The sequence below is a fragment of the Streptomyces bugieae genome (assembly GCF_036352915.1).
In the GTDB taxonomy this organism is placed as follows: Bacteria; Actinomycetota; Actinomycetes; order Streptomycetales; family Streptomycetaceae; genus Streptomyces; species Streptomyces endophytica.
The window spans coordinates 227,483-243,052 of record NZ_JAZBJP010000006.1 but is presented as its reverse complement, the minus strand read 5'-3'; the positions used below and the strand labels follow the sequence as shown (position 1 = coordinate 243,052).

General features: G+C 70.7%; 14 protein-coding genes. 10 read left to right on the top strand and 4 right to left on the bottom strand.

Annotated elements, in window-relative coordinates:
• Nucleotides 1–109 precede the first annotated feature (109 nt).
• From V2J85_RS15305 to V2J85_RS15295, 3 genes are all read left to right on the top strand, one after another.
• Nucleotides 110–1,339 (top strand): sensor histidine kinase, encoded by a 1,230-nt coding sequence (locus tag V2J85_RS15305; protein ID WP_330821888.1) that lies wholly within the window; start codon nucleotides 110–112, stop codon nucleotides 1,337–1,339.
• Nucleotides 1,336–2,079 carry a response regulator transcription factor gene (locus tag V2J85_RS15300; RefSeq protein ID WP_261958087.1) on the top strand — a complete coding sequence of 248 codons (744 nt, stop codon included), beginning with the start codon at nucleotides 1,336–1,338 and terminating at the stop codon, nucleotides 2,077–2,079. Before V2J85_RS15305 ends, V2J85_RS15300 begins: the two co-directional genes overlap by 4 nt.
• Before the next feature lie 211 nt (nucleotides 2,080–2,290).
• Nucleotides 2,291–2,725 carry a hypothetical protein gene (locus V2J85_RS15295; RefSeq protein ID WP_261958088.1) on the top strand — a complete coding sequence of 145 codons (435 nt, stop codon included), beginning with the start codon at nucleotides 2,291–2,293 and terminating at the stop codon, nucleotides 2,723–2,725.
• 160 nt (nucleotides 2,726–2,885) lie between these two features.
• Here V2J85_RS15295 and V2J85_RS15290 read toward each other — a convergent pair whose 3' ends face one another.
• Nucleotides 2,886–3,311: a VOC family protein gene (locus tag V2J85_RS15290; RefSeq protein WP_261958089.1), complete on the bottom strand. Its 426-nt coding sequence runs from the start codon at nucleotides 3,309–3,311 to the stop codon at nucleotides 2,886–2,888.
• 329 nt (nucleotides 3,312–3,640) lie between these two features.
• On the opposite strand from V2J85_RS15290, the gene V2J85_RS15285 reads away from it, so the two are divergent.
• A complete protein-coding gene (locus V2J85_RS15285; RefSeq protein WP_330821887.1) occupies nucleotides 3,641–4,393 on the top strand; it encodes a DUF4232 domain-containing protein in 753 nt (250 codons plus the stop codon).
• A gap of 194 nt (nucleotides 4,394–4,587) precedes the next feature.
• On the opposite strand, the gene V2J85_RS15280 is transcribed toward V2J85_RS15285, so the two are convergent.
• On the bottom strand, nucleotides 4,588–5,574 hold the full coding sequence (locus V2J85_RS15280; protein ID WP_419836781.1) for a L,D-transpeptidase: 987 nt from the start codon (nucleotides 5,572–5,574) through the stop codon (nucleotides 4,588–4,590).
• Between the two features lie 272 nt (nucleotides 5,575–5,846).
• On the opposite strand from V2J85_RS15280, the gene V2J85_RS15275 reads away from it, so the two are divergent.
• The gene (locus tag V2J85_RS15275) at nucleotides 5,847–6,302 is read left to right on the top strand and encodes a VOC family protein (RefSeq protein ID WP_261958091.1); all 456 of its coding nucleotides are present in this window, start codon (nucleotides 5,847–5,849) and stop codon (nucleotides 6,300–6,302) included.
• 6 nt (nucleotides 6,303–6,308) lie between these two features.
• Complete coding sequence (locus V2J85_RS15270) at nucleotides 6,309–7,112, top strand: LLM class F420-dependent oxidoreductase (protein WP_330821886.1); 804 nt, start codon at nucleotides 6,309–6,311, stop codon at nucleotides 7,110–7,112.
• Between the two features lie 139 nt (nucleotides 7,113–7,251).
• On the opposite strand, the gene V2J85_RS15265 is transcribed toward V2J85_RS15270, so the two are convergent.
• On the bottom strand, nucleotides 7,252–10,518 hold the full coding sequence (locus V2J85_RS15265) for an ATP-binding protein (RefSeq protein WP_330821885.1): 3,267 nt from the start codon (nucleotides 10,516–10,518) through the stop codon (nucleotides 7,252–7,254).
• A gap of 145 nt (nucleotides 10,519–10,663) precedes the next feature.
• Between V2J85_RS15265 and V2J85_RS15260 the strand changes: the two genes are divergently transcribed.
• Together V2J85_RS15260 and V2J85_RS15255 are read left to right on the top strand one after the other, a co-directional pair.
• On the top strand, nucleotides 10,664–12,175 hold the full coding sequence (locus V2J85_RS15260; protein ID WP_330821884.1) for an FAD-dependent monooxygenase: 1,512 nt from the start codon (nucleotides 10,664–10,666) through the stop codon (nucleotides 12,173–12,175).
• 62 nt (nucleotides 12,176–12,237) lie between these two features.
• Complete coding sequence (locus tag V2J85_RS15255) at nucleotides 12,238–12,900, top strand: GDSL-type esterase/lipase family protein (protein ID WP_330821883.1); 663 nt, start codon at nucleotides 12,238–12,240, stop codon at nucleotides 12,898–12,900.
• 223 nt (nucleotides 12,901–13,123) lie between these two features.
• On the opposite strand, the gene V2J85_RS15250 is transcribed toward V2J85_RS15255, so the two are convergent.
• The gene (locus V2J85_RS15250; protein ID WP_330821882.1) at nucleotides 13,124–14,017 is read right to left on the bottom strand and encodes an NADP-dependent oxidoreductase; all 894 of its coding nucleotides are present in this window, start codon (nucleotides 14,015–14,017) and stop codon (nucleotides 13,124–13,126) included.
• A 70-nt stretch (nucleotides 14,018–14,087) separates the two neighbouring features.
• Between V2J85_RS15250 and V2J85_RS15245 the strand changes: the two genes are divergently transcribed.
• Nucleotides 14,088–14,675, top strand: a complete 588-nt coding sequence (locus V2J85_RS15245; protein ID WP_330821881.1) for a TetR/AcrR family transcriptional regulator — start codon at nucleotides 14,088–14,090, stop codon at nucleotides 14,673–14,675.
• Nucleotides 14,676–14,965: 290 nt separating this feature from the next.
• The gene (locus tag V2J85_RS15240; protein WP_330821880.1) at nucleotides 14,966–15,343 is read left to right on the top strand and encodes a hypothetical protein; all 378 of its coding nucleotides are present in this window, start codon (nucleotides 14,966–14,968) and stop codon (nucleotides 15,341–15,343) included.
• The last annotated feature ends 227 nt before the right edge of the window (nucleotides 15,344–15,570 follow it).

The following is a 15,570-nucleotide window of genomic DNA, read 5'->3' as shown; positions in this document are numbered from 1 at the left end:
GCGGAGCACATCGCCGAGCTGAGCCAGTGGCCGGTCCCTTCTTCGTGGGGGCGGCGTCTGGCTCTTTCGGGGGAGGTGGGGCCGGATGAGGGTCCGTAACATGCGGCTCATGCGCGAAGTGATCAGCGGGTTGGCGAACCGGATCCAGGTACGAGGGTGGTTTTTCGCCTGCCTGGGGGCCGTCGCAGGGCTTCCCGCGTGTGTGGTGGGGCTCGCCGCGGTCCGGCCCGGGTTCCCGGCCGGGGTGCGGGTGCCTGTGTTCCTCGTGGTGTTCGTCGCCACGGCCTGGGCCATGGGCCTGCCGCACGGGGCCCGGCGTAGGGGAGTCCGGCTGGCGAACGGGTTGCTGGGGACGAACCTGCCCCGGCCGCTCACACCGCCCCGCTCCTGGGGCGATCGGCTGCGCGCGGCCACGTGGCTGCCGGTGCACACGGTGGTCGGCGGCGCGGTGACGGCGGTGACCGGGCTGTGTCTGGGGATGGCTGTCGGGTTGCCTTGGGTGTGGCTGGCCGGTGGCGGGGAGGTGGCCCTGTTGTGGTTCACCGCTCCCGTGCCGCGTGGCCTGCCCGGCGCCTGGACGCTGCTGGTGGGCGCCGGATGTCTGTTGGTGGCAGGGGGTTGCACGTGGGCCGGGACGGCGGTACTGCGGCGCCTCGCGCCGGTCCTTCTGGGCCCTGGGGCCGCGGAGCGGGCAGCCGCGGCCGAGGCACGGATGCGGGCGCTGGCACAGCGCAACCGGCTCGCCCAGGAACTGCACGACTCCATCGGGCACACCCTGACGGCCTCGACCATCCAGGCCGCCCTGGCCCAGGAGTTGCTGGACCGGGACCCGCAGGCCGCCCGCCGCGCCCTCAGCACCATCGAGGAGACCTCCCGTGCCGCGATGGACGATCTCGACCACGTGGTCGGCATCCTCCGCGAGGCCCCCGCGCCCATCCGGCCACAGCCCACCCTCGCCGAGCTCGACGTGTTGACCGAGCGGATCCAGGCCATGGGCGCTGCGCTGACCGTCGAGGCCGAGGGCGACCTGGGGCAGGTACCGGCCACGGTTTCCCGGGAGGCCTACCGCCTCCTCCAGGAGAGCCTGACCAACACGCTCAAGCACGGTGAGACGGACGACATCCGGCTGCGCGTGGCCGCCCGCGGCGACCGTCTCCTGCTGGAACTGACCAATTCGCTGCCCGCCGCAGCCTCCGTCGCTGCCGCGACACGCCCCGGGCACGGCCTGGACGGACTCGGTGAACGGGTGCGGCTGCTGGGCGGAGAATTGTCCGCGGGCCCCACCGGGGACGGCCGCTGGAGAGTGGCCGCCGACCTTCCCCTGGGGCCGCCCGCGTGAGCGCCGCCCACGCCGGTCCCGACCCGGCCTGCGAGCCGGCTGCCGACGAGGCGGCGCCGGTGACCGTCCTGGTGGTGGACGACGAGGAGCTGACGCGCGCGGGTCTGCGGGCCCTGCTGTCGGTGCAGCACGGACTGGAAGTGGTCGGCGAGGCGTCGGACGGCGCCGAGGTCCTTCCCCTGGTGAAGCGGTGGCGTCCGCGCGTGGTGTTGATGGACGTGCGGATGCCCCGGCTCGACGGCATCACGGCCACCAAGCTGCTCCGCTCCGAACTGACCGACCCGCCCAAGGTCGTGGTGATCACCACCTTCGAAAACGACGCCTACGTCTGGGACGCGCTGCTGGCCGGTGCCCAGGGCTTCATCCGCAAGCGCGCCCCCATCGCACAACTGGCCCAGGCGATACGGCTGGTGGCACAGGGCGACTCCCTGCTGTTCCCGGATGCCGTCCGGCGGCTCGCCGCCCAGCAACCGGCCCCGCCGCCCCGAGCCGTGGGCGGGACCAGAGCCGCCTCCCTCACCGTGCGGGAGGAGGAGACCCTACGGCTGATGGCACGAGGCCTGTCCAACCAGCAGATCGCCCATCGCATGGCGGTGCGCCTGGAAACGGTCAAGACACATGTGGGCAACGTCCTGGGGAAGCTGAACGCCGACAACCGGACCCATGCGGTCGTCGTCGCGTACGAGACAGGCGTGCTGGTACCCGGGGGCAGAGCGTCCGATGACCACCAGCGCTTCTGAGGGGGTGACGGAGCAGTGAGCTTCAGGGGGAATGGCGGCTTTGGTTCGGTGTCCCGTCCTCTGCGTGGGGAGTGGGATCGGGGGGGGGGGACCGGTCCGGGAGCCAACTCGCCACGTCAACGGGCCCGCAAGTGGGGCATCCAGCAATCCAACCCTGCGGCACGGTAGGCAAGTTGGGGGCTTCGTAAGCCCTGACGTAGGGTCGTTGACCGTGACCGAAGAGAACGCTTGGACGAGCAACCCGCTGTTGCAGAAGTGGCTGGCCCGTCAGCAGGCCGGATTCGAGGAGTGGGCGCAGGAGACTGGCGGTGGCTGGGACTTCAGCGTGGACTCGCTGGACCGGCTCGAAGATCTCATCCGGAGCCGCTACTCCTCGATCAGGGAGATCGAGGCTGCCGAAGAGACCCCTTTCGTCCAGGTGGCCTTCTGGTACTTCGGCGAGGTTTTCTGCAGATGCCACGGGCTCGTGTGGCAGCAACGGCCGGGCGGGGATCCGGAAGACAAGCCGTTCGTCATAGGACCCGGCGACGGCGGCCTGGACGAGGACGATGAACGACCTGCGACAAACCCCGATGGGGAAATACCGGCCCTGTTCCTGCGTGGGGAGGACAACCATCTCCGTGATGCCTTGGAAGGCTGGCTGTAGCCATCAGGTTGCCATCGGCAAGGCCTCACCACCCTTCCGGCACCGCAGCCGTTCGGCCCACACGTGACATCTGTCGCCGATGCCACCCAGCACACCTGAGCCTGGTCACCGAGCCGTCCCGGCGCTCGACCCGCTACGTGCGGGGTGTGGAACGCGAAGCTCAGACACGTTCTTCGTCGTGAAGCGCGGGGGCGTAGGAGATGCCGACGATCAAGCCATCGTCCGTGAGAAGCCGGGTCACCGTCTGTCCCCACGGCTCGGTACGGGCGGGGTGCAGCAGGTCGAAGCCCGCGCGCTCAAGCTCGCCGCCGGCCGCAGCGACAGCGTCTGCGTCCTCGACCTCGAACTCGATCGATGCCTGGGGGACCGTCCGGTCGGCGGGCCACGACGGCGTACCGAAGCACGCCTCGGCTGCCTGCGAGAGCGGCCAGATGCCGAAGTGCTTGCTGCCCGGGATGCTCCCGCTGGAGTAGTAGCCCTCGTCTTCGCCCTCCAGTGGGAGGCCGAGGGCGTCAATGAAGAGCCTGCGGCTCTGCGGCGGGTCAGCGACGACGACCGCCGTACTCGTGATGAAGAGTACGTTCATGTGGCGCAGCCTATGGGCCGCGGTTCCCAAGACGCGGAAACACCAGCAGCTCGGACGTGTCCTGGCCCTGGAGCGGTTTCACTCCCTGTCTGGCCCGCAACAGTCGCCCTCTTGCTGGTCGGTCTTGGGACCCCTGGTTCCGGCAAGCAGCTGCGCGTGCCCCAACCAGGTAGCCGCGGTGAGGTTCTTCGGGTCTTTTCGCGTCCTTCCGCTGCTCACAGCCGTGTTAGCCAGACGTTAGCGGAGCGGCATCCTGGCGATAGTGGCCCCGATCAGAGTGGGTGACGTACCGAGGAAACAGCGACACCGACTGCACCGGGGGATCCGAAATGAGCTCCAGCACCACTGTCCGCACCGCTCGTCGCCGCACCCTGCGCGTTGCCGCCGCGGCCCTGACCGCAGCGGCCGGCCTTACTCTGACCGCCTGCTCCGGCTCGGATGCCGCCGGCCCGAAGCCCGCGGGCCGCACGGACGCCGGCGCATCCGCCCCCGAGTCCAGCGGCCCGGGCTCCTCCGCCGGAGCGCAGGGCTCCGATGCCCAGGCGGGCCCCGGTGCCAAGCCGGGCTCCGGTGCCAAGGCCGACAGCAAGGCGGGTAGTGCGGGCAAGCAGTCGGGCAGCGCGCAGGCCGCCGGTGGTGGCAGGGCGGGCTCGGGCGGGCAGCGCTGCCACACCTCCAACCTGAAGGCGGCGTTCGCCATGGGCGAGGATGCGGCCCCGGACCCGAACGCGGGCGGCGCGACGACCACCAGCGTCGTGCTGACCAACAAGGGCAGCCGCGCCTGCGTGATCGGCGGCTTCCCGGGCGTGGACCTCAAGTCCGAGAACGGCGGTCAGCGTTGGTCGCTGGCCCGCTCGTCGGCCAAGCACGGCTCGATCACCCTGGGGCCGGGGGACAGCACCGACTTCACGATCAACCTCGCCATGGCCAAGAAGGACGAGGAGCACTCCTGGATGCCCGCCTTCGTGGCCGTCACCCCGCCGAACGAGACCACCGCGCTGACCCTGAAGTGGCCCTGGGGCCCGCTCGTCGACCAGACCGGCGCCACCCACCCGGCCACCTTCGTCAACCCCATCGGCTGACCGCCCTCGGCGCTGGCGGGTCCGCAACGAAGCCACAGCCGGATCGCGGTGCGAGTGATCTTCACACGGCCAAGTGGCCCGCCCCAACGGGCGGGCCACTTGGCCGTTTCACGTGCGACGGTGGCCCCGCGGTCCACATCATCGGGTGCTGACGAGTGCTGACGAGTGCTGACCGGCGCTGCCACCGCAGCGCATCACAGCGTCGTGGTCGTCCCCTCCCCGGACGCGCTGCCCGCGAGCCACTGGTTCCATTCCAGGTTGAAGGCGGCGTAGCCGTTGTCGGCCGGTGCCTTGGCACGGGGCGAGCCGGTGATGGTGACGGGGTCGCCCTGCTTGACCTGGCCGTAGAACCACTTGGCGTCCGACATGGACAGGTGGACGCAGCCGTGCGAGCCGCGGGCGCTGCCGCTGCCCGGATTCGGGTCGCCGGTCGAGTAGTGCACGTACGTGCCGGACTGGGTCAGGTGGATGTCCCAGGGCAGCGTCAGGTCGTAGTAGTTGGGGCTGCCCTTGTCGCAGCTGATGCCGACGCTGCAGGAGGTCATGTGGACCTTCTCCTGCTTGTCGATGACGGCCATCGTGCCGTTCCAGGTCGGATACTGAGCGCTGCCCGCATTGATCGACAGGGTGCGCACCGTCTTGCCGTTCCGGGTCACCTTCATGGTGTGGCCGGTCACCGAGACATCCGCGCGCACGTCGTCGCCGATCTTGAAGGTGTGCGTGTAGCTGCGCACGCCGTAGCGTCCGTTGCCGTTGCTGATGCCCTTCATGTCAGCATCGATCTTCACCTTCGTGCCGGAGGGCCAGTACGACTTCGGTCGCCAGTCGGCGCGCTTGTCGCCGAACCAGTGCCAGGCGCCCGCCACCGGCTGCGAAGTGCTCACCTTCATGTGCTTCTCCACCGTGGCCCGTGCCTTGGCAGCTACCGGGTTCGTGAAGACCACCGAGATCGGCATGGCCACGCCGACCGTGGTTCCGGTCTGCGGGGTGATCGTGTCCAGCAGCATCGGGGGGCCCGCGGGCTTCGTCGGTGACGGCGAGGCGCTCGCACTCGGCTTTCCCGACGCCTTTGAGTCGTCCCCGCCCGCCTTGTCGCTGCCGCCCCCGCCGCAGGCACTCGCGCCCACCAGCATCACACCCGTGATGAGTGCGATGCCTATGCCACCCTTGCGCCGTCCCACGACCTGCCCCACTCTCTCGCTCTTCGGCCCCGAAAGGCCCGACTCCCTGTTAGACGGCGACGGCCTGCGCCAAAGTTTCCTGCGTCGTGTAAAACGTGTCTCAAAACTCGGCGTGCACCGCCGGAACGGGGACGGTGCGGGGCGCGACATCCTTGCGTCCCACCGTCAGAGCGCGTCAGGTGCAAGGGATTGAGCCGCACCGCTGTGGGCGGCCCCGTAGGGCCTGTTGCGAAAGTGGATCGTCTGTCAGACCTGCCTGGGATGCTCTGAACATGGAGATGACAGTGCAGCTGACGATCGACTGCTCCGATCCGCAGAGGATGGTGGTTTTCTGGGCCGAGGCCCTGGGCTACGTGCCTGAGCCTCCGCCGGGCGGGCACGCCACGTGGCGTGCTTACTGGGCGGCGCTGGGGGTGCCCGAGGCAGAGTTGCCGGCCGGTGCCGGGGATATTCCGGAGTCGATCATCGACCCCGCGGGACGTGGACCGAGGGTGTGGTTCCAGCAGGTTCCGGAGCCTAAGGTCGCCAAGAACCGGTGGCACTTCGACCTGAAGGTCGGTGGGGGCCGTGACGTCCCACTGGACGTCCGCACACAGCGGGTCAAGGTCACGGTGGAACGGCTGGTCAAAGCTGGTGCCACCGTGCTGCGGATCAAAGACGAGCCGGACATGGGGCTCTACGCCGCCGCCATGCAGGACCCCGAGGGCAACGAATTCGACGTCGTCTGAGGGCCGTTGCGACGGTGCTGGTCACAGCCACTCGTTCACGGCTGCGACCAGCACCGTCGCCTCGTAGCGGACGGCTCTGCCTCTCACTACCCCTACTCCGCGGACGGCCGGATCGCCGTGCCCGCGGACGCGGACTGGCTGGACCCGCTGCTTGCCCTGACCTTCGCGGCGGCGGTCACCAGCCGGATCGAGCTCGCCTCCGGTGTACTCCTGCTGCCCGAACACAACCCGGTCCTGCTCGCCAAACAGGCCGCCACCCTCGACGTGCTCTCCGCCGGGCGGTTCTGTCTCGGGGTCGGGGTCGGCTGGTCGGCCGAGGAATTCGCCGCGCTCGGGGTCCCCTTCGCCGGGCGCGGGCGGCGCACCGACGAGTACCTCGCTGCCATGCGCACCCTCTGGGCCGAGGACCCAGCCTCCTTCACGGGGGAGTTCACCCGCTTCGACGCGATCCGGGTCAACCCGAAGCCGCTGCGCGGCGGCCGGCTCCCGGTCGTGGTAGGCGGAAACAGCGATGCCGCCTTGCGCCGCGCGGTCACGCTGGCTGACGGGTGGTACGGATTCAACGTACCGGCGGCCGACGTCCCGGCGCGCATGGCCGTTCTTGCCGACGAGTGCACCCGCCACGGTCGCGCATTCGACGAGCTCACGGTCGCCGTGGCGCTGAGCGACGGCATCCCGGAGCATCTCCCCGTACTCGGCACGGCGGGCGTCACCGAACTCGTCGTTGTCGGCGCACCCCCGCCCGTTCCCGACGCGGCGGCCACCTGGGTCGCGGAACTCGCCGCCACCTGGATTCGACCGGAGGGATGACCCGGGCCGGCCGGGGCAGCCGCTGGTTTTCCCGCGTCCTGGAGCTCGCCTCCTCCAGAATGGGAACGCGTGGCGCGCCCCCTTCAGGTCAGACATCTTGTCGGTTGGGGACGACGCCTGGCGGTCCATGACCAGGCCGCTAACCCAGCTCGGGAGGTGAGGCGGGCGGCGCCAGGCGGCGCAGCCGCGCCGGATCGGATCGGGTCAGGGCTGCTGACGCGTCCAGTTGCCAGCCGGCCTCGTACGCCTCGGCGAAGTGCTCGTCGCCGAGGGCGGCTCGGCCGCGGCTGCTCAGCGTGCGGATCTGCGGATCGGTGCGGTCGTGGGCGCCGCGCAGGCGGGCCGCCGCGCCGAGCAGGACGGCGACTTCGCGGTACCGCCCGTACAGCGCGGCGAGGCCGGCCACGGTCACCGCCACCGTCGCCACGATCGGCATGTCCTTGCTGTCGACCGCCGCCGCGTACGCCCGGCCCAGCGCCTCTTCGGCGCCCGGCCCGTCGCCGAGTTCGAGGCAGAGCGCGCCCCGCATCGCGCCGACCAGTGCCTGCCCCTGGTCGCCGCCGAACAGGACCCGCTCGGACAGTCCGGCCTCGATCGACTCGACCAGCTCGCGCGCCTGGGGCAGCACGCCGGTTCGCACCCACAGAGCCGCTTCCCGCGCGTCGAGCAGAATGGCCATCTCAGGTGACGTTGACCGCAGCACGCGTTCCCGGGCCACGGCGATCGTCTCGGCCGCCCGCGCGGTCTCATCGAGCCGCACGTGCAGATCGATCAGGCGCAGGTCGACGAAGATCTCGTCGCTGAGGCTGAGCGATCCGAACTCGCGGGCCAGCCGTTTGGCCTCGTTCAGGTCGGCCAGTGCGCCGTCGAGATCGCCGTCGTACTGCCGCATCAGTGCGTGCAGGGGCAGCGCCTTGGCCAGGCCCCAGCGGTCGCCGGCTCGGGCGAAGCACTCCAGCGCGGCGCTCACGTCGCTGCGGACCTGATCGAAATGGCCGTCGTTTTCGGCGAATTGGGCCCGGAAGAAGCGGGCCATCCCGGCCAGCCACACATCGGGGCCTTCGACCAGCCGCTGGATGACCGCCGGTGCGACCTCGGTCTCCGTCAGGGAGCCCAGCCAGACCGCGGTCGGTACGCCGGTGTGGCCCGGCAGCTCCGGGTGGCTGAGCAGCCGGGCCGCGAGCGCCCGCAGTTCCTCGCGCCGCTCCTTGAGCCAGTCCTTGGCCGATGTGCCCAGGGTGCCAACGGTGTTGAGCACCAGCAGCCCTTCGGCGATGTCGCGCGTCATGCTCGGTCGCTCGCCCGGCACCGCGACCGCTTCACCGAGCCAGTAGGCCGCGTCGGTGTGCCGGCCGAGCATCTGCCAGTACCAGATCAGGTTCACGGCGAGCGCGATCGCGCCGGTGGCGTCGCCGGTGTCGCAGAGGTGCCGCAGGGCGGCGAGTACGTTGTCGTACTCGGCGTGCAGCACATGGAGTGCGTCGAGCTGCTCGGGGCCGCGCAGCAGCGGGTCATAGCGGGCGACCAGTTCGGCGAAGTGACCGGCGGCCAGGTCTCGTGCGCCGGTCAGGGTGCCTTGCTCGGCCAGGCGCTCCAGGCCGTACTCGCGGAGGGTCTCCAGCATCCGGTAGCGGCCGGTGTCCGGCGCGAGCTGCAGCAAAGAGCGGTCGACCAGGTCCGCCAGAAGTTCCGGGACCTCGTCGGCAGGCACCGTGGTGCCTGCGCAGACCGCGATGGCCGAGGCCGGCGTGATGCCGCCGGGCAGGACCGAGATGCGCTCAGCGACCGTACGGGCGTCCGCGCCGAGCAGGTCCCAGCTCCATGCGATGACCGCGCGCAGCGTGCGGTGCCGTGGGAAGGCGGCGCGGCTGCCGGTGGTGAGCAGCCGGAATCGGTCGGACAGGCCGGCGGCCAGGCCGGTCAGTGAGAGCGTGCGCAGGCGGGCCGCGGCCAGTTCGAGTGCGAGTGGCATGCCGTCCAGGCCGCGGACGACGCGCAGCACCTCGCCGAGGTTGTGCTCGTCGACGTCGAACCCGGGCCGCACGGCCGCCGCCCGTTCGGTGAACAGGCGCACCGACGCGGTACGGCGGGCCTGGTCGACCTCCTCGTGCGGCTCGGGCAGGATGAGCGGGCCGAGCGGGACCAGTGCCTCGCCGTCGACCGTCAGCGGCTCCCGGCTCGTGGCCAGCACCCGCAGCGTGGCGCAGCGGGCCAGCAGCGCCGCGACCAGGTGCGCCACCGCGTCGATGAGGTGCTCGCAGTTGTCCACCACGAGCAGGGTCTCCCGGCCGTCCAGCTGGTCCGCCAGCACCTCCAGCTCGCCGACCGGGTTGCCGCGCAGCTTGGGCGAGGCCTCGAAAAGCGCCGAGCCGCGCAGCCCGATCGTGGCCAGCAGCGCCGCGCCGACCTTGGCGGGCTCGGTGACAGACGCGAGGTCGATCAGCCACACGCCGTCGGGGTATGCGTGCCGTCGGCGGCGGGCGGCCTCGACTGCCAGGCGTGTCTTGCCGGCGCCGCCGGGACCGAGCACCGTCACCAAGCGCCCGGAGGTGAGCAGCGTGTCGATCCGGGCAAGGTCGTCGTCGCGGCCGATGAAACTGGTCAGCGGCGCGGGCAGGTTGCTCCGCCTGACCTGCACGGCCTCGGGGGCGGGCCGCTCGGCGCGCAGCAGGCGCAGGTGGCGTTCGCCCAGGGCGGCGCCCGGGTCGGTGCCGAGCACGTCGGCCAGGCTCTCGCGGACCCGCTCGTACAGGGCGAGGGCCTCGGCCTGGCGCCCCTGGGCGGCGAGCGCGTCCATGAGGAGCGCGGCGGCGCGCTCGTGGAGGGGGTGTTCGGCGAGCAGTGCGGCCAGACGGGCGGCGGCCGCGTCGGCCCGGCCCAGCGTCAGTTCGGCGTCGGCGAGGTCGGCGACGGCCTTGATCGAGGCGTGGGCCAGCCGGGTCGCGACGGTGGGCGCCACCGCGGCGACGGCCGTGGGCTCGGCGCCGGGACGGTCGCCCCATAGCGCGACGGCCTCGCCGAGCACGGCCGCCGCGGCATTCGGGTCGCCGGCGCGCAGACGGTCACGGCCTGCGGCGGCGAGCTGCTCGAACCGCAGCGCGTCGACGTCGGCCGCGTCCACGGCCAGTCGGTAGCCGCCCGCGGACTGTGCGACGTCGCCGGCCGAGCCGAGGGCCCGGCGCAGCCGCGAGACGAGGGCCTGCAGGGCGTGGGCGGGTCCGGCCGGCGGGTCCTCGGCCCAGATCGCGTCGATGAGGCCGCTCTGCTCGACCGCGTGCCCGCCGGCGAGGGCCAGCCGTACGACCAGAGCCCGCAACCGGGCACCCGGTACGGGCAGGGAGGTGTCACCACGAGACACCTGAAAGGCGTCGAGCAGCGTGACTTGAAGCCGCGCACCCCCGTCCATTCTCCGATCCTCGCACGCGCGCGGTCGGGTCCTCACATCAGGGCAGTGCCCGTGTGCCCTCGTGTCAACGCCGTGTGCGCCCCGTGTGAGTGGCCCACAGCAGTCTTGGCCCGTCGCAAAGAACGGCTTCGGAAAGGGAATTGTCATGCATGACGTAGTGATCGTGGGCGCTGGCCCGGTGGGTCTGTTCCTTGCCTGCGAACTCGGCCTCGCGGGCTGCTCCGTCCTGGTGCTGGAGCGGGAGCCCGGCTCCCCGTGGCGGGCGGACCCGCTCGGGATGCGGGGCCTGTCCGTCGGCTCGGTCGAGGCGTTCTATCGCCGTGGGATGCTGCACCCCCTGCTGGCGGCGTCGGGCCGCCACGACGATGGCGGCCCGGACCCCGACGCGGACGAGCCGTCACCTCCCCGTGGTGTGGGCCACTTCGCCGGCATGGTGCTCGATCCGGCCAAGGTCGACCTCGCCGCCCTGCCGTATCGGCTTCCCAGCCCGGCGATGGACGGTGTGCTGACGAACCTCGAAGCGGTCGAGACGGTGCTGTCCGAGCGGGCCGAAAAGCTCGGAGTGGAGATCAGGCGCGGCGTCACGGTCTCAGCCATCGCGCAAGACGACGACAGCGTGGTCGCGCACGCCGGCGCGCACGAATACGCGGCGCGCTGGCTCGTTGGCTGCGATGGCGGACGCAGCGCGGTGCGCGGGCTCGCGGACTTCGAATTCGTCGGCACCGAGCCGCTGTTCACCGGCTATGTCATGGTTGCCGCCGTCGCCGATCCCGACGAGCTGAGCCCCGGGATCAACCTGACGCCGACCGGCATGTACCTCCGGATGTCCACCGAGCACATCGGCATGATGGACTTCGACGGCGGTGCGTTCGACCGCTCGCAGCAGCCGACTCTCGACCACCTCCAGGCGGTGCTGCGCCGCGTGTCCGGCACCGGCGTGACACTGAACGCCGTCCATCGCGTCTCCAGCTTCACCGATCGGGCGATGCAGACGACGACCTACCGTCGGGGACGCGTCCTGCTCGCGGGCGACGCCGCGCACATTCACTCGCCCCTCGGCGGGCAGGGACTCAACCTCGGCATCGGCGACGCCATGAACCTGGGATGGAAGCTCGCGGCGACCGTGCGCGGGTACGCGCCGGACGGGCTGCTCGACACCTACACCCACGAGCGGCACTCGATCGGCGCTTGGGTGCTCGACTGGACGCGCGCCCAAGCGGCGGTGATGAAGCCGGACCCCCATGGCCAGGCGCTCCGAGGATTGATGCGCGACCTGCTCGGGACCCGTGACGGAACGACCCACGTCTTCGAGAAGGTGTCGGGATCGTCGATCCGCTACGACCTCGGCAGCGAACAGCCGCTGGTCGGCCGCAACGCCCCGGACTTCCGTCTCGAAGACGGCACTCGACTCGGCGAGCTGTTGCAGGACGGACGAGGCGTCGCGCTCGATTTCAGCACCGACCGCCGCCTGCGCGATGCGGCGACGGGCCGGCAGAGCCGACTGCGTTACGCGGCTGGGGTGGCGAAGCACGCCCTCGGACTGGGCGCCGTGCTCATCCGGCCGGACGGCATCGTCGCCTGGGCAGGAGACCGCGATTCTGGCTGGGAGTCGTTCGAGCGGGCCGCCGACCAGTGGTTCGGCACTGCGGGAAGCTGAGCCGCCGCCCCATTCCCTGATAGACCTCCCTTTTCCCCCAATCCACATGTCAAGGAGCACTCATGACGATCACCCTCCGCCCGGGAACCACCGTGATGTTCACCGGCGACTCGATCACCGACAGCCAGCGGTTGGCGAGTGAAGACGGCCTCGGTTTCGGCTACCCGCTGCGCGTCGCGGGGGAGTGGGGCCTCCGGCACCCGGACCGGCCCGTGACCTGGCTGAACTCCGCGATCGCGGGCCACAAGGTGAGGGACCTCGAACCCCGGTGGCAGGCGGATGTGCTCGACGCGCGCCCGGACGTGGTGTCGATCCTCGTCGGCGTCAATGACATGGGCTGGCACACGCTCGACCCGGACGGCCATGTGATCCCCGCGGAGGACTTCGCGGCAGGCTACGACCGTCTGCTCGCGCCGCTGGCCGCGGCGGGCACGGAGCTGATCCTCATCGAGCCGTTCCTCCTGCCGATCAGCGGCAGCGTCAAGGCCGGTGACGCGCACGTCGACGTTGCGGTCCGGAAGGAGTGGCGTGCCGACCTGGACCCCAAGATCCAGGTCGTACGCGAGCTCGCCCGCGAGTACGGCGCGCATCTGCTCGCCGCGGACGGCATGTTCGCCGAGCTCGCCGCGGTGAGCGGACCGGAGTACTGGGCTGCGGACGGCGTGCACCCGACGCCGGCGGGTCACGCCGCACTGGCGGCGGCCTGGCTGCGCCTGGTCGCATGACCGCGTCTCGCGGCCGCCCGGCCGATGGCCAACGCCCAGTCACAGGCGAAGCCTTGATCGGCCGGGCAACCCCACCAAGGTGGTCATTGCGCGCATCGCAGGCCGCGAGCAGCAGCTCGAAGACCTGCAGCTGTCCCTGCCTGGCGGACTCGGCGACGGGAAGCACGTTCACCACCGCCAAGGAATGCAGTGTGCCGGGGCGTGCGACTGCGCAGGAAGCGGCTCAGACGACCACGACCCGGCGCCCGCGCGTGTGACCGGCTTGGCTGTCGATGTGCGCCGCCGCGGCCTCGGCGAGGGGGTACGCCTTCTCGACCGGGATGTGGAGCCTTCCCCGTGAGATGAGGGCGGCGGCCTCGGCGAGCGCATCCGGCACGCTCCCGGCCACGCCGGAGAACCGGACACCGAACTTCGGTGCCTCGAGATCGGCGATGGAGATCACCTTCTGCGGGTCCCCGGTCAGCTCGACGAGCTCGCCGATCACGCCCGAACCGGCCAGGTCGAGGGCCGCGTCGACATGGCCGAGCTGCCGCACCCGGTCGACCCAGCCCTCGCCGTACGTCGTGGCGAGGGCACCCAGGCTCCGCAGATAGTCCTGGTTCGCGGCCCCGGCCGTGCCGATCACCGCGATGCCGCGGTCGCGGGCGATCTGCAGCACCGCCGATCCGACTCCCCCGGACGCACCGCTGACCAGCAGTGTCTGCCCGGACCGCACACCGACCTCACGGAGGATGCGCAGCGCGGTCTCCACCACGGAGGGGTACCCGGCCGCCTCTTCGAACGTCAGGCCCTCCGGCATCCGGGCCCAGGCCGACAGCACGGCGAACTCGGCATAGGTGCTTGAGCCTTCGCCGAACACGTGGTCGCCGGCCTCGACCCCTTCGACGCCCTCGCCGACCTCATCCACCACTCCTGCGGCGTCCAGTCCGACTCCCGCGGGCAACACGACCGGATGGGCCTTCAGGACCTGGCCTTCACGGATCCTCCAGTCGGCGGGGTTCACGCCCGCCGCCCGCACGGCGATGCGTACCTGGCCGGGGCCCGCATGGGGTTCCTCGGCATCGATGAGTTGCAGAACGTCCGGACCGCCGAACTCGGCGAAGCTCACTTTCTTCATGCGGTGGACCGTAGCACTAACGGTTAGTGTTTTGAAACGGTTACAGCTTCGTACCTGGTAGTGTGCGGGCATGACCGTGCCGCCCGGGCGCCGTGAGCGCAAGAAGGCCGCGACCCGCCAGAAGATCGCTGACACCGCCCTGCGGCTCTTCCTGGAAAACGGGTACGACGCGGTGGGTATCCGCGAAGTGGCCGCTGAGGCGGACGTGGCCGTCACCACCCTCTTCTCCCACTTCGCCTCCAAAGAGGCCCTGGTGTTCGAACAGGACGAAGACTTCGAGCAACGCCTCACGCAGGCGGTCACCGACCGGGCGCCGCACGCGCCGCTCATCCCTGCGCTGCGGCACGAGATCCAGGCCCTGGTGCGACATTGCACGGCGGAAGGCGCCGCCCCGATCTGGCGCATGATCGACGACTCACCCGCCCTGCGGAAATACGAGGAGTCGATGAGGCTGCGCCACGCGGAGACACTGGCAACGGCCATCGCCGCCGACCTCGAACTGTCACAGACCGCAACGGCGAGCCGGACGATCGCGAGGTTCGTGATCGACGCCTATTCGCTGGCCCGCGAGGCGGCCGACCCGGAGGCCGCGGTGGACGAGATCTTCCGGATGATCGAGGCAGCCTGGGAGGTCACCTGCCCTTCGCGACGGGCGTAAGGAACTGTTCCTCCAGGTAGGACCGGGGCCGCGGCGGTGAGGAGAAGCTGTACACCGGGCTCAGCCCGCTGCTTGGGCAAGTTGGTGACCACGGTGCGCCGCGAGCTGCCGGCCGAAGCGCGGTGCAGACGGCCGTGGAACTACCCATTGGAAGGCCGCATGTTGCTGGTCACAGCGTACTGGCGGAGCAACTTGAGGCCATACGACGCACCACGCACCCTTGCCGCAGGACCGGGCATGCCTCCCGGCTGGTTTGGCCAACGGCGTCGTGATCGGGGAGCCTGGGGAGCATGCTGCTGCCCCTCACTCATGTGCAGGCCGACCTCCTTGAGGTCGTCCGCATCACCGATCCCGCCAGGCACCTCACCTCGGAGGACCTGACCGGGGACACTGTCGCGATCTGGGAGAGTGACCAAGCCCAACAGGCCCTGACGCTGATCGCCGATCTGCCCGGCGGCGAGATGTACCGCTGCTTCCTCCCTGGCTGGGGAGTCCGGGCGCGCAGCTCCTCCGATCTGCTCTTCGAGATCGCCTTCTGCTTCCGCTGCCACGGAGCACGCATCTGGAGCTCAGACGTTCCCACCGGGAAACAGGGCCAGACCTTCGACGCCGAGAGCCCTGCCGCGCGTGAGCTACTCCGCCGATTTCGCTCCTGCATGCCGAGCTGAGGTACAAGTCCTGCCGTCACCGGCAGGGCCGCACACCCGCCGCTGGCGGCGTCGAAGCTGACTTGGAGCTCTTCGGCCTCAACGAGCCAGCCGTTTCGCGGGCTTCGGCGATGCGGCTCGCGGTGTTCCTCTCGCGGACGTTCGGCCCGGGATGTGAACGGGCAAACCACGCCCGGAAGGCATGGCAAGCATCGGTGAGCCGGACGCGAGCAGATTCACGCTGGATT

What these genes read in the sequence shown, in the direction of transcription:
- V2J85_RS15305 (WP_330821888.1), top strand. Translation starts at nt 110, where the DNA reads ATGCGCGAAGTGATCAGCGGGTTGGCGAACCGGATCCAGGTACGAGGG.
- V2J85_RS15290 (WP_261958089.1), bottom strand. Translation starts at nt 3,311, where the DNA reads ATGAACGTACTCTTCATCACGAGTACGGCGGTCGTCGTCGCTGACCCG.
- V2J85_RS15285 (WP_330821887.1), top strand. Translation starts at nt 3,641, where the DNA reads ATGAGCTCCAGCACCACTGTCCGCACCGCTCGTCGCCGCACCCTGCGC.
- V2J85_RS15275 (WP_261958091.1), top strand. Translation starts at nt 5,847, where the DNA reads ATGGAGATGACAGTGCAGCTGACGATCGACTGCTCCGATCCGCAGAGG.
- V2J85_RS15265 (WP_330821885.1), bottom strand. Translation starts at nt 10,518, where the DNA reads ATGGACGGGGGTGCGCGGCTTCAAGTCACGCTGCTCGACGCCTTTCAG.
- V2J85_RS15260 (WP_330821884.1), top strand. Translation starts at nt 10,664, where the DNA reads ATGCATGACGTAGTGATCGTGGGCGCTGGCCCGGTGGGTCTGTTCCTT.
- V2J85_RS15255 (WP_330821883.1), top strand. Translation starts at nt 12,238, where the DNA reads ATGACGATCACCCTCCGCCCGGGAACCACCGTGATGTTCACCGGCGAC.
- V2J85_RS15250 (WP_330821882.1), bottom strand. Translation starts at nt 14,017, where the DNA reads ATGAAGAAAGTGAGCTTCGCCGAGTTCGGCGGTCCGGACGTTCTGCAA.
- V2J85_RS15245 (WP_330821881.1), top strand. Translation starts at nt 14,088, where the DNA reads ATGACCGTGCCGCCCGGGCGCCGTGAGCGCAAGAAGGCCGCGACCCGC.
- V2J85_RS15240 (WP_330821880.1), top strand. Translation starts at nt 14,966, where the DNA reads ATGCTGCTGCCCCTCACTCATGTGCAGGCCGACCTCCTTGAGGTCGTC.